We start from the raw sequence: 13,230 nt of genomic DNA, 5'->3' as shown, positions 1-13,230 counted from the left end.
CAGCGGGGTTCCTTATGAACGAACAAGATTTATTGGAATTCGTCCAAGAGGACGAATCCGGCAAGGCGGCCTCTGCCGCTGACTCCACACCCTGGCGGATTCTTGTCGTCGACGACGACGAAGGCGTCCATGAAAGCACCCGCTTCGGCCTGCGCGGACTGCTGATCGAGCATCGGCCACTGCAGTTGCTGCACGCGCATTCGGCGGCCGCCGCCATGACGCTGCTGCAGGCCGAGGCCGACATCGCCGTGGTGCTGCTGGACGTGGTCATGGAGACCGAGGAGGCGGGCCTGGCGCTGGTGGGGCGCATCCGCGGCGAGCTCGGCCTGGCCAACATGCGCATCGTGCTGCGCACCGGCCAGCCCGGCCATGCGCCGGAGATCGAGACCATCCAGCGCTACGACATCAACGACTACAAGACCAAGAGCGAGCTGACGCGCGCCAGGCTGTTCACCTCGCTCACGACGGCCGTGCGCGCGTATGACCAGCTGCAGCGGCTGCAGGCCGCCGGCCGGGGGCTGGAGCTGGTCGTGCAGGCCGGCAACCGCATGCTGGCCGAGCAGGACCTGCCCCGCTTCGCCCATGGCGTCCTGGCCGAGTTCGGGGGGCTGGCCGGGCACGTGCCCGAGGGGCTGGTCTGCAGCCTGCAGCGCGACGCAGCCGGCCCCGCACTGGCGCGCTGCGTGGTGCTGGCCAGCGCCGGCCGCTACGCCGGTGTGCCGGGCGATGGCGTGGAGGCGCTGGCCGGCGATCCGGCCGGGCTCGGCATCGCGCGTGCCGTGACCGAGCACCGCAACGTGATCGGCCAGGGCGACTTCACCCTGTACCTGCCGGGGCGCAACGGCCAGGATCTGGTGGCCTTTGTGCCGGGCGACCCGACGCGCCTGGGCCTGGATGCGCGGCTGCTGGATGTGCTCAGCGCCAACCTCGCGCTGCAGGCCTCGAACCTGGAAATGATGGGGCGGCTGCGCGCCTTTGCTTTCGTCGACCGCCTGTTGAGCCTGCCCAACCGGCTGGCGCTGGTGCAGCAGATCGACCGCGACAACGCCAGTGGTGGTGCTGCGGGCCACGTGCTGGCGCTGCTGGACGTCGACCGCTTCGCCGAGATCAACGACATGTTCGGCCATGCGTACGGCGATCTGCTGCTGGCCGCCATCGCCCAGCGCCTGCGCTCAGGGTTGCCCGCCGACTGCCAGCTGGCGCGCGTGGCCGGCGACACCTTCGGCTTGTGGGGCCCGGCCGGTGTGGTCGAGGCCGGCCGGTTGGGGGCCTTGCTCAGGCAACCGTTCGAGATCGACGGGGTGGCGCAGCCGGTGTCGCTGTCGATGGGCCTGGTGCGCTGGCAGCGCGCGGGCGACAGCGGGGTGGCGCTGACGGAGAACGCCTCCATCGCGCTCAAGCAGGCCAAGGCTGTGGGCCAGGGCCGCGCGCAGTACTACACGGCCGAGGACGGTGCGGCCACGCGCGAGCGCACGCGGATGTTGCACGGCTTGCGCCAGGCGGCCGAACGCGGCGAGTTGTTCGTGGTCTACCAGCCGCAGCTGGCGCTGGCCGATGGCCGGGTGGTCGGTGTCGAGGCGCTGCTGCGCTGGCGCCTTGCAGACGGGCAGTTTGTCTCGCCGGCCGATTTCATCCCCGTGGCTGAGCAGTCCGGCCTGATCGTGTCGATCGGCCTGTGGGTGCTGCGCACCGCGCTGGGGGCACTGGCGCGCCTGCGCACGCCCGCCACAGCGCTGCGCATGGCGGTGAATGTGTCGCCGCTGCAGTTCGCGCAGCCTGACTTTCTCGCGCGGCTGGATGCGGCCCTGGCCGAGGCGCAGCTGCCCGCGCAGTGCCTGGAGCTGGAGATCACCGAGTCCGTCGCCGTGATGGGCCTGGAGCGTGTGGCCGCGCTGCTGCGCCAGATCAAGGCGCGCGGCATCGCGGTGGCGATCGATGACTTCGGCACCGGGTTCTCGTCGCTGTCCTACCTGGACCGGTTGCCGGCGGACCGGCTGAAGATCGACCGCGCCTTTGTCGCCGCGCTGGTCTCGGGCCGGGCCGGTGCACGCATTGCCGAAATGATGGTGCCGCTGGGCCGGCGCCTGGGCATGCAGGTGCTGGCCGAGGGCGTGGAGACGCAGACCCAGGCCGACCTCCTGCGCCAGATGGGCTGCGACGAGGTGCAGGGCTACCTGTACGGCAGGCCGATGCCATTCGACGCGCTGGTCGCCTGGCTGGCGGCGCGTGCCGCGCCGGGCCTGTGACATGGCCCGTGTGCGCACTTGCTGGCAGCGCTGGGTGTGGGCCTTGCCGGTCAGGCCGCGCGCCCTGGCGCTGGCCCTCGCAGCGGTGTTGGCGCTGGTGCTGGCCGCCTGCGGGCCGAAGCCGCCGATCCGCATCGGCTTTGCCGGTGGCGTGTTGGCGAAAGGCTTCAGCGTGAGCGAGGACGGGCGCAACGGTGCGTTCGTCGCCATCGACACCATCAACCGCCAGGGCGGCGTGAACGGCCGGCCACTGGAACTGGTGGTGCGCGAGCTGCCGCTGGAGCGCGAGGCGGCACGGGCTGGGATGCAGGAGCTGCTGGGGGCCGGCATCCAGGCGGTGGTCGGCCCATTCGCCAGCACCCAGGCGCTGGCGCTGGTGGAGCAGGCCGACGCGGCCGGCATCGTGCTGCTGAGCCCGACCGTCAGCACGCCCGAGCTGGTCGGCCGCGACGACCATCTGCTGCGGCTGGGCGGCGCGCTGGCGGAATCGGCACATGCTTTCGCGGAGATGCTGGCCGCGCGCGGCCAGCGGCACATGGCCGTGGCGTTCGACCAATCCAACCCGGCGTACGCCGGCCCCTGGCTGGAGGCTTTTCGCACCCGGCTGGCCGCGCTCGGTGGTCAGGTGGTGGCGCACGCCGGTTTCCAGCTGGGCGCCGATGTCTCGTATGCCGACATCGTGCGCGGGCTGCTGGCCGCCCGCCCGGACGGCCTGCTGGTGATCAGCCGGGGTGCCGACGTCGCCCAGCTGGCGCAGCAGGTGCGCAAGCAAGGTGCGGACTTGCCGCTGGCGGCCGCCGGATGGGCCGCCACCGATACGCTGCTGCAACTGGGCGCCAGCGCGGTGGAGGGGCTGGTCACCGCGCAGGCCTACGACCCACAAGAACCGTCAGCGCGCTACCAGGCATTCAGGCGCGCGTACCGCGAACGCTTCGCACGCGAGCCCAGCTTTGGCGCCATCGCCTCCCACGACGCGGTGACCGTGCTGGCCGACGCCATGGCCCGGGCCCGTGCCGGCCAGACGGTCAAGGAGGCCGTGCTGGCCCAGGGCCCCTACGAGGGACTGCAGGGCAGCATCCGCTTCGACCGCTTCGGCGACACAGAGCTGCGCCCGCACTTCGTGGTGGTACGCAATGGCGGCTTTGCCAGACTGCGTTAGAACCAGATGCCTTGCGCCAGTGTGGCAGCGCGCCCGGTGGAGGGCGGCGCGGTGAAGACGCTTCCCGCGCGTTGGCGTGTGTGGACCTTGCGCAGCCATCTGTCATGGCTGCTGATGGTCAGCATGGTGTTGACGTTTGCGCTGGTCGGCAGCGCCGTGTTGGCCTGGCGCATCCCCCGCATCGAGAGCGACACCCGCCATACGCTGCAGCACGAGGTGGCGGCGATGGCCGCGCGCGTCGAACTGCTGCTGCAGACGCGCCAGGCCCGGCTGACGCTGCTGGACGAGTTGCTGCGCGTCACGCCGGCCGATGAGATAACCGCGTTGCTGAACCAGGGTGTCGGCCAGGGCAGCGGGCTGCGTGCGGTCTACTGGGTCTCCGATCTGGGGCAACTGTGGGCGTTGGGCCTGCCCTATGCACAACGCGGGCGCCGGCACGACGTGCTGGCCAGCGCGCTGCACGACAGCCCGCTGTTCCAGGCGGCGCTGGCGCAGTCCGGCATCGTGTGGCAGGCCCACTACGCATCGGTGCTGACCGGCGACACCACATTGGGCTTGGCCTACCGTTCGGACCATGCCCAAGGCGGCCTGCTGATCGCCGAGATGCCGCTGGACGAACTGGTGGCCACCATCGCGGTGGCCGCGGGCGCGCGTTCGTCGTCGGTCCGGGTGTTCGACCGTGCCGGCGCGCTCGTCGCCGACGCCGGCCAGGGGCGCGAGATGCCTGGGTTCGACGGCAGCGATCTGTCGCCGCTGGCGCCGCTGCTGCGCCAGGGCGCTGCCACGCAGACCCTGCGCATGCAGGACCGCGACTTCCACATCGCCACGGTGCATTCGACAACGCTGGGCTGGCACTTCATCGGCACCGCGCCGATGGGCCTGGCCAATCCGCAGGTATGGCACCTGGTGCTGGCGGTCGCGCTCTCGTTCGCCGGCTGCCTGGTGATCGGCCTGCTGGTGGCACCGGTCTGGGCCGTCTACCTCGCGCGGCCGTTGCAGACCATCGTGGAGCGGGCCGCGCAGACGCTGCGCGGCACGGGGCAGGAGGTGGCCTGGCCGCACCTGCCGGTCACCGAGTTCGACCGCCTGGCGCGCCACCTGTCGACCATGGCCGTGGCCATGCGCGATCGCGAACTGACCTTCAAGGCCATCTTCAACGCATCGCCGCTGTCCATGGTGGTGATCGACCTGCTCGACCGCAAGAAGTTCGTGGACGTCAACGAGGCCTGGTGCCGACAGATGCAGCGTGCGCGAGGCGATGTGCTGGGGCGCTGCGCAGTCGATGTCAACCCGTTCAACGCGCAGCAGGGCGAGGACCTGGTGCAGCGGATGCCGGGCGACGTGATTGCCGGCGAGATGCATCTGCGCCGCGGCGACGGTGAGATCCTGCAGGTCCAGGCCTATGCGCGACGCGTCGCGCTGGGCAAGGAGGTGTGGCGGATCTGGGCCAGCATCGACGTCGGCCCCATGCGCCGCATCGAGCAGCAGCTGCGCGAACTGAACCACCAGCTCGAAGAGCGGGTGCGCCAGCGCACGGAGGCGCTGGAAGACATGAACGCTGCGCTGTCGACCACCGTCGGTCAACTGCGCACGGCCCAGACCGATCTGGTGCGCGCGGAAAAGATGGCCGCGCTGGGCGCGCTGGTGAGCGGCGTGGCGCAGGAGCTGCACACGCCGCTGGGCAACAGCGTCATGGCCGTCAGCGCCATCGCCGACGCCACCAGCACGTTCAAGATGGCCATGGAGCACGGCGTGCGGCGCGCCGACCTGCAGCTGCTGGTGGAGACCATGGAGCAGGGGGCCGACATCGCCCAACGCAACCTGGTGCAGGCGGCCGAGCTGGTGCAAAGCTTCAAGCAGGTGGCGGTGGACCAGACGACCTCGCAGCGGCGCAGCTTCGAGCTGGCCGATGTGGTGCGCGAGATGGTGACCAGCGTGCGCCCCGGCCTGGCGCGCACGCCCTACCGCATCGAGGTCGACGTGCCGGCCACCGGCCTGCGGCTGGACAGCTACCCCGGTGCGCTGGGCCAGGCGATCGGCAATCTGATCGACAACGCGGTGGAGCACGGCTTTGCCGGTCGCGCGCACGGCACGGTGCGGCTGGACGCCGAGCGCGCGCCGGATGGGCAGATCGTGTTGCGGGTGTCCGACGATGGCCGTGGCATCGGGCCGGCGCTGATCGACCGCCTGTTCGAGCCCTTCATGGCCCGGAGCGAGGGCCGCAGCGGTGCCGGCCTGGGCCTGCACATCGCCTACAACGCCGTCGCCAACGTGCTGGGCGGCACGCTGAGTGTGCAGAGCACGGAAGGCGTGGGCAGCTGCTTTTCGCTGCACATGCCGGCCCATGCGCCGCCGCGCAAGCCCTCTGGCTTCGGCTTTTTGAACACGCGGCAGGACGGCGCATGGGTGGCGTGAGCAAGCTGCTGACATTGCAGGGCAGCCACTGCGTGCTCGGTGGGATCTTCCACAGCGCCGCTGCACGCTGCAGCGGCTGCGTGCCATGGCCATGAAGTGGCGTCGATCGATCGACTGGCGGCTGCGCAGCCATCTGGCGGCGCTGCTGGTCGTCACCATGGTGCTGACGTTCATGCTGGTGGTGGGCGCGATGCTGGCCCTGCACCTGCCGGCCCTGGAGCGCGAGAGTTGGGAGGCGCAGCAGTTCGAAGTCGATGAGATGCAGGTGCGCACGGAACGCGTGATGCAGTCGCGCAGGGCCCGCCTGGCGCTGATGGAGGCGCTGCTGGACGAGGCCCCGCCCGAGCGCGCCGAGGAGCTGCTGGACGCCGCCGTCGGCGACGGTCGCCTGCTGCGGCTGCTCTGCCGCCTCTCGCCGGACGGCCGGGTCATGGCGGTGGGCCTGCCTGCGATGTTGCGCGGGCGGCGCCAGGACCTGCTGGGCAGCGACCTGTCGACCAACCCGCTGTTCCAGGCGGTGGGGCAGCAGGTCGGCGTCGCATGGCGTGGGCGCTACGTGTCCATCCTCAATGGCGAGACGATCGTCGGGCTGGCGCATCGCGACCACCATGGCCACGTGCTGCTGGCCGAGGTGCCGCTGGACTATCTGGTCAATGCGGTCCAGGTGGCGGCAGGCAGGCGATCTTCGTCGATCTGGGTGGTGGACCGTGCGGGCGACATCGTGGCGGGCAGCGGCCATGGCGAAGACGTCGGCCGGCTCAACATCCTCAACTGGCCGCTGATGCAGGCCCTGCTGCAGGGGCGCCCACCGGCCAGCACGGTGCGGCACGAGGGCGAGACCTTCCACGTGACGGTGTCGCACTCGCCGGCGCTGGACTGGTTCTTCATCGGCCGCTTGCCGACGGGCCTGGCCAATGACAGCGTGCGCGAACTGGTGCTGACGGTGCTGGCCGCGCTGGCCGCTTGCCTGTGCATCGGCCTGCTGATCGCGCCGCTCTGGGCCATCCGCCTGACACGCCCGCTGGAGCAGATCATCGAACACGCGGCGCGCAGCGGCACCGCGGCGCAAGACGGCTCGGCCTGGCCACGCGGCGCGGTGGTCGAGTTCAACCAGCTGTCCAGCGACCTGGAGACGCTGACCGGCGAGCTGCGCGGGCGCGAGCAGAAGCTGCAGGCGATCTTCCATGCCTCGCCAGTGCCGATGGCGGTGGCCGATGCCGGCGACGATTGCCGGCTGCTGGATGTGAACGAAGCCTGGTGCAGCGTCCTCGGCTACGCACGCGCGGAGGTGCTGATGCGCACCACGGCGGAAATCGGCCTGTGGGTCGACCCGCACGTGCGGGGGGTGCTGATGGCCAGCAGCGCCGAGCGCGGCGAGGCGTTCCATGCGCCCAGCGAGGTGTGGCTGCGCCGGCGCGATGGCTCCACGATGCTGGCACAGCTGCACACGCGGGAAGCGCAGCTGCCCAGCGCGCGCCTGCTGATCTGGGCGGTGCTGGACCTGGGCCCCATGCGCCGGATCGAGCAGGACCTGCGCGAGCTGAACCAGCAGCTGGAAGACCGGGTGAGGCTGCGCAGCGACGCACTGGCCGCCGCCAATGCCCAGCTGACGACCAGCGCCGAGCGGCTGCGCACCGCGCAGGCCGAGCTGGTGCGCACCGAGAAGCTGGCGGCCCTGGGCAACCTGGTGGCCGGCGTGGCGCACGAGCTCAACACGCCGTTGGGCAACGGCGTGATGGCGGTCAGCGCCATCGTCGAGGCGAAAGCCGCCTTCCGCGTGGCCATGCAGCGTGGCGTGCGGCGCAGCGACCTGACCGAGCTGCTGGAGACGCTGGAGGAGGGATCCGACATCGCCCAGCGCAACCTGCGGCGCGCGGCCGAACTGGTGGCCAGCTTCAAACAGGTGGCGCTGGACCAGACCAGCTCGCAGCGGCGCGCCTTCGAGCTGGCCGAGGTGGTGCACGAGATCGTGATCAGCCTGCGGCCGAGCTTCTCGCGCACGGCCTACCGCATCGAGGTCGACGTGCCGCCCACTGGTCTGAAACTGGACAGCTACCCCGGCCCGCTGGGCCAGGTCATCGCCAACCTGGTGCAGAACGCCGTGCTGCACGGCTTCGACGGGCGCGACCACGGCACGGTGCGCATCACAGCCGAGCGCGCGGCGGACGGGCGCATCGTGCTGCGCGTGGCCGATGACGGCAAGGGCATTCCAGCCGAGCTGATCGAGCGTGTGTTCGAGCCCTTCATGACGACCAAGATGGGCCGTGGCGGCTCGGGCCTGGGCCTGCACGTCAGCTACCACGCCGTGGTCAACCTGCTGGGCGGAACACTGACTGTGCAAAGCGTATGGGGCGAGGGCGCGTGCTTCGAGATGTGCCTGCCGGACAAGGCGCCGCAGCGCAGCACGCTGGACGCAGACGATGCGCTGTTCGACCCTGTGGACCGGTGACAGGACGCGGGCGTGCACCGTCGGTACGCACCGGCGCTGCACGTGATGGGGCGTGGGTGCCGCTGCCGACGGGGCTGCCGTCAGGGCTGCCGTCAGGGCTGCCGTCAGGGCTGCCGTCAGGGCGCCGTCAGGGCTGCCGGCCGGTCAGTCGCTGCGGATGACGCGCCTGGCCTTCAATCCCGCGATGTCCGCCTCGCCATAGCCCAGCGCGCGCATCAGCGCATCGCTGTGCTCGCCGGGCAGCGGCGGTTGCAGGCGGATGGGAGGGCGCTGGCCGTCCAGCGTGAACGGCAGCAGCGGCACCTTGGCCTCGCGGCCGTCGTTCATGCGGACCTGGCCGAAGCCGCCGCTGGCATTCAGGTGCGGGTCGTCGAACAAGTCCTGCGGGCGGGTGATGGGGGCGAACGGCAGCCCGTGCGTCTCGAACACGGCAGCCAGTTCGGCCGCGCTGCGCCCGGCCAGGTGCGAGCGCAGCAGCGGCATCATCCACTCGCGTGCGCGGACCCGGTCGTTGTTGGTGGCCAGGCGCGGGTCGCAGAGCATCTCCTGCAGGCCGAAGGCATTGCAGAAGATCGCCCACTGCTTGTCGCTGACGGCGGCCAGGAAGATCTGCTCGCCGTCCTTCACGGTGAACACGTCGTACACCGCCCAGGCCGAGATGCGGCTGGGCATGGGCTCGGCGGCGTGGCCGGTGGCCACGAACTGCATCATGTGCTGCGCGACCAGAAACACGTTGTTCTCGAACAGCGCGGACTGCACCTCGCAACCCTCGCCCGTGATCTCGCGCTGGCGCAGCGCGGCCATGGCACCGATGGCGCCGAACATGCCGCCCATGATGTCGTTCACGCTGGTGCCGGCGCGCAGGGGGTCGCCAGCGCGGCCGGTCATGTAGGCCAGGCCGCCCATCATCTGCACCACTTCGTCCAGCGCGGTGCGCTCTTCGTACGGGCCGGGCAGAAAACCCTTGTGGCTGACGTAGATCGCGCGCGGGTTCAGCTTCCTGATGCTGGCGTAGTCCAGGCCCAGCTTGGCCATGGTGCCGGGCTTGAAGTTCTCGCTGACGATGTCGGCCGTGGCCACCAGGCGCAGTGCGGCCTCGCGGCCTTCGGGCTGCTTCAGGTCCAGCGTGATGCTTTTCTTGTTGCGGTTGAAGGCGGGGAAGAAGCCCGCGCCCGAGCCCAGCAGGCGGCGCGTGCTGTCGCCCTCGATCGGCTCGACCTTGATGACCTCGGCGCCCAGATCGCCCAGCAGCAGGCCGCAGGTGGGGCCCATGACCATGTGGGTGAATTCGACGACCCGCACGCCCGCGTAAGGCAGGGGTGCTGGCGAGTGCGTGCCGGCGTGGGGCAGGGGAGGCTGGAGCGGTGGGGTGGTGTCAGACATGTCGTTCCTGTGCGAAGCCCTTGGGCAGGCCGGCCTCGGGCAGCATGCCGTAGACCGGCTCGCCGGGCAGGCCGGCGATCAGCGGCGCGCGCGCCGCGATCAGCTGGGCGAGGTCGATGCCGGTGTCGATGCCCATGGCCTCGAACATGAAGACCAGGTCTTCGGTGACGACGTTGCCCGAGGCACCTGGCGCATACGGGCAGCCGCCCAGGCCGCCGAGCGAGGCGTCGAAGGTGCGCACGCCTTCTTCGTACGCGGCCAGGCAGTTGGCCAGGCCCAGGCCGCGCGTGTTGTGCATGTGGGCCGCGCCGGCTTGGTCGCCCAGCTCGGCCCGCAGGCGGCGGAACAGGCGGCGCACCTGGGCCGGGTTGGCGTAGCCCACGGTGTCGGACAGGCCCGATTCGTCGGCCCCGGCGGCCACGCACTGCACGGCCAGGGCGATGACCTCGTCCTCGGGCACCAGGCCCTGCAGCGTGCAGCCGAAGGCGGTGGAGATGCCGGCCTCCAGCCTGACGTGGGGCGCCATGGCGTGGCGCAGGTCGGAGATGGCGCGCACCTCGTCCACCATCTCCTCGCGCGTCTTGCGCACGTTGGCCAGCGAGTGCGCGGCGCTGGCCGAGACCGGCATGGTCAGCTTGTGCACACCGGCCCGCAGCGCGGCCTCGGCCCCACGGCGGTTGGGCACCAGGGCCATGACGGTGAGGCCGGGCAGCTGGATGGCGTGGCGCACGACTTCGGCCGCATCGGCCATCTGCGGCAGCAGGCGCGCCGGCACGAAGGAGGCGACCTCGATCTCGCGCACGCCTGCGGCATGGAGCGCGTCGATCCAGCGCAGCTTGTCGGCCGTGGGCATGGTGGCCCGGACAGACTGCAGGCCGTCGCGCGGGCCGACTTCGCTGATCAGCACGTGGGGGGGTGGACGGGCGGCGGGCATCGGCGAGTGCCTTAATGTTCTGTAAGATAGAACTATGGTTCGTTGAACAGAATTATTTGCGATGCACGCTGCTGCGTCAAGGAAAGCCATGCCATGCCCAGGAAGTCTCTGACCGCCTCCGTTGCCGACGCCAATGCCGCGCCCGGTGGCGCAGCCGCCGTCGACCGCGCGCTCAGCCTGCTGGGGGTCTTCGTCAACGGCGATCGGACGTTGTCACTGGCCGAGCTGGCCGAGCGCACGCAGCTGTACAAGAGCACGGCCCTGCGGCTGCTGGCCTCGCTGGAGCATGCCGGCCTGCTGCACCGCTACGAGGACGGCCGCTACGGCCTGGGGCCGGAGATCGCGCGGCTGCATGGCATCTACGCGGCGTCGTTCTCGCTGGAATCGGTGGTCATGCCGGTGCTGCGCGCGCTGGCGGCGCGCACGCGTGAAAGCGCGGCCTACCACGTGCGCCAGGCGCAGGGCGGGCAGTGGGTGCGGCTGTGCATGTACCGCGTGGATTCGCCCCAGGTGCTGCGCGACCACGTGCGGGCCGGCGATGTGCTGCCGATGGACCGTGGCGCTGGCGCCCGCGTGCTGATCGCCTTCGGCCCGCCGGGGCGCGATGTGATCGCCAGGGCTGATCGCAAGCTCTACGAGACGATCCGCGCACAAGGGTACTGCGCGCTCGTGGGCGACCGCATGCCGGACCTGGCCGGCGTCTCTGCGCCGGTGTTCCGCGCCGACGGCACGCTGGCCGGCGCCGTCACGCTGACCATGCCCAGCCACCGCTACGACGCGGCGCACGTCGCGCAGGTGGTGCAGGCGGCGCAGCGGCTGGGTGGGCTCCTGTGAGGAGGCGCCTGGGGGCTTGCGCCAGAGCAGCGCGGTCGCCGGTGCTTCTGCCTTGGTTCCCCGCTCCTCCTACGGACGGCGGGGCCCCCAGCTGACGCGCTCGGGCAAGCCCGCCCCCAAGACTGAGGCTCTCATTCACGCAGGAGCAGTTGCGCCTGAACGCTTGTACGGAGAAGCACATGACACACAGCAGTACACGGGCCGGATCAAGGCCATCGATCACGGTGGGGTGGCTTGCAGCCGCTCTTGCAGCGGGTTCCCTGGCGGGGCTTCCTGCCGTTGCGCAGCAGTCCGGCTCGCCTCCCAAGCCGGTGGTGGGCGAGGGTCAGGGCCCACGCCAGGACGGCACGACGCGATCCGGCGCGCCTGCGCCGATGAAGTCGGCCTCGGCGGCGCAGGCCACGCCGCCGTCACAGCGCGCCGAGCAGACGGCGCCGGGCAACAACAAGGGGTCGAGCACGCCGCGGCCCAGCGATTCCGGCAGCATTCTGGGCACGCCGAAGTAGCGAACGGGTGTGGAGCTGACGCGGCCGGCACGGCGCCGGTCGTGGCCCGGGCTGCCTGACGACGGCGCAGCGGCCGCAGCCGTCAGCGCGGCGACGTGGCACTCGCTCGGCGTGCGGTCACGTGCTCCTTGCCGAGGCGGCCGCTTGCGGCCGTTGGCGGCCCGGCAAGCCTTGTGGGACCTGCCCGCTGGCCTGTTTCAGCGCCACCGGCCGACACGCCTTGGTGCACCGGGCCGAGCCAGCGCAGCGCCAGCGCCACGGCGGTGAGCAGGTAGCCCAGCGCGCCCAGCACCCACATCAACAGGCCCGCCAGTTGCTGGTCTTGCAGCGGCTCCATCCCCCAGGCGCGCGCCCCGGCCGCCTGCAGCGGGTACAGCGGCTGGCTGGCGAAGGTCAGCAGTGCGCCCAGCAGGCCGGTGTGGGCCATGGTGGCCAGCAGCGCACCCCATGCCGCGCCGCGCTGCGCAGCCGGCGCCAGCAGCACGGCGCGCCAGAACCACCAGGCCGAGCCCATCAGCAGCGCGATGGCCAGCAGGTGCAGCCACGCCGATTGCAGCGCTGCCGCATACACCGGCGGGGCGTGCCACAGCCACAGCAGCACGCCGTGCACCAGGGCGGCAGGGCCGGGCCTGGGCATGCGCTCGCGTGCGGGCGTGCCCAACGCCAGCAGCGCCACGCCGGCCAGCAGCAGCATCAGCTGCGCCATGTGGGCTGCCGCCAGGGTGGCCGCCAGGCGGCACAGCGGTGAGACCAGCGCCAGGGCCAGCAGGCCCCAGCCGGCCAGCGGCACCGGCCGGCGCCGGTGGACGAGCAGCCAGGCCAGCAGCGCCAGCAGGGGCAGCGCTGTGGCGGGCGCAAGGCTGAAGGCCAGCCACCAATCCTGCGGCAGCGCCGGCCGGCTGCCGGCCAGGCACAGCGCGATCAAGTCCTGAAACATGTCGTCTCCTTCGAAGCCACCACCTGGCCGGCGCAGGGCGGAAGCGCCAGGAGCGGCCAGCCGGTCCAGACCGTGGCGCCCAGCGCCACCGTCGTGAGCACGCGGGCCATCCAGCGCTGCATTGCGTCCTGCGGCCAGCGGCCCAGCCACTTCCACAGCGCCGCCAGGGCCAGCAGGTGCGCCACCCAGGCTGCCACCAGGGCCAGCGTCAACAGGTTGACACCGGCCAGCTGGCGCGTGTGCCAGCCCGCTTCGCATCCCAGTGACAGACCGGCGTAGGACACCACGAAACTGCTGGCCCACAGCAGCAGGCCGCCAGTGGCGCCGAACAGCCAGCGCGCGGGATGCGAGGGGTGGTGTTCCATGG

10 protein-coding genes are annotated in these 13,230 nt (G+C 71.2%); 5 read left to right on the top strand and 5 right to left on the bottom strand.

Going from position 1 to position 13,230, the window contains the following annotated elements; genetic code table 11:
• Nucleotides 1-32 precede the first annotated feature (32 nt).
• From AC099J_RS10705 to AC099J_RS10690, 4 genes are all read left to right on the top strand, one after another.
• A complete protein-coding gene (locus AC099J_RS10705) occupies nt 33-2,246 on the top strand; it encodes a putative bifunctional diguanylate cyclase/phosphodiesterase (protein WP_479615225.1) in 2,214 nt (737 codons plus the stop codon).
• Nucleotide 2,247: 1 nt separating this feature from the next.
• Nucleotides 2,248-3,405, top strand: a complete 1,158-nt coding sequence (locus AC099J_RS10700) for an ABC transporter substrate-binding protein (RefSeq protein WP_479615224.1) — start codon at nt 2,248-2,250, stop codon at nt 3,403-3,405.
• Nucleotides 3,406-3,456: 51 nt separating this feature from the next.
• Nucleotides 3,457-5,820: an ATP-binding protein gene (locus AC099J_RS10695; RefSeq protein WP_479615223.1), complete on the top strand. Its 2,364-nt coding sequence runs from the start codon at nt 3,457-3,459 to the stop codon at nt 5,818-5,820.
• A gap of 91 nt (nt 5,821-5,911) precedes the next feature.
• Entirely contained in the window at nt 5,912-8,269 is a 2,358-nt protein-coding gene (locus tag AC099J_RS10690; RefSeq protein WP_479615222.1) for an ATP-binding protein, read from the top strand.
• 144 nt (nt 8,270-8,413) lie between these two features.
• On the opposite strand, the gene AC099J_RS10685 is transcribed toward AC099J_RS10690, so the two are convergent.
• On the bottom strand, nt 8,414-9,547 hold the full coding sequence (locus AC099J_RS10685; RefSeq protein ID WP_479615464.1) for a CaiB/BaiF CoA transferase family protein: 1,134 nt from the start codon (nt 9,545-9,547) through the stop codon (nt 8,414-8,416).
• A gap of 97 nt (nt 9,548-9,644) precedes the next feature.
• A complete protein-coding gene (locus AC099J_RS10680; protein WP_479615221.1) occupies nt 9,645-10,586 on the bottom strand; it encodes a hydroxymethylglutaryl-CoA lyase in 942 nt (313 codons plus the stop codon).
• 93 nt (nt 10,587-10,679) lie between these two features.
• On the opposite strand from AC099J_RS10680, the gene AC099J_RS10675 reads away from it, so the two are divergent.
• Nucleotides 10,680-11,420 carry an IclR family transcriptional regulator gene (locus AC099J_RS10675; RefSeq protein WP_479615220.1) on the top strand — a complete coding sequence of 247 codons (741 nt, stop codon included), beginning with the start codon at nt 10,680-10,682 and terminating at the stop codon, nt 11,418-11,420.
• A 325-nt stretch (nt 11,421-11,745) separates the two neighbouring features.
• On the opposite strand, the gene AC099J_RS10670 is transcribed toward AC099J_RS10675, so the two are convergent.
• The 3 genes from AC099J_RS10670 to AC099J_RS10660 all read right to left on the bottom strand — a co-directional run bounded on the left by AC099J_RS10670 (nt 11,746) and on the right by AC099J_RS10660 (nt 13,228).
• Nucleotides 11,746-11,916, bottom strand: a complete 171-nt coding sequence (locus AC099J_RS10670) for a hypothetical protein (protein WP_479615219.1) — start codon at nt 11,914-11,916, stop codon at nt 11,746-11,748.
• Nucleotides 11,917-12,008: 92 nt separating this feature from the next.
• The gene (locus tag AC099J_RS10665) at nt 12,009-12,863 is read right to left on the bottom strand and encodes a cytochrome c oxidase assembly protein (protein WP_479615218.1); all 855 of its coding nucleotides are present in this window, start codon (nt 12,861-12,863) and stop codon (nt 12,009-12,011) included.
• Nucleotides 12,848-13,228, bottom strand: coding sequence for a hypothetical protein (locus tag AC099J_RS10660; RefSeq protein WP_479615217.1), 381 nt, complete (start codon nt 13,226-13,228; stop codon nt 12,848-12,850). Before AC099J_RS10660 ends, AC099J_RS10665 begins: the two co-directional genes overlap by 16 nt.
• Between the last annotated feature and the right edge of the window lie 2 nt (nt 13,229-13,230).

Source organism: Rhodoferax sp. RT4P68 (assembly GCF_056521305.1).
Note: the sequence above shows the minus strand (reverse complement) of the source record. Positions and strands in the feature narration are given on the sequence as shown.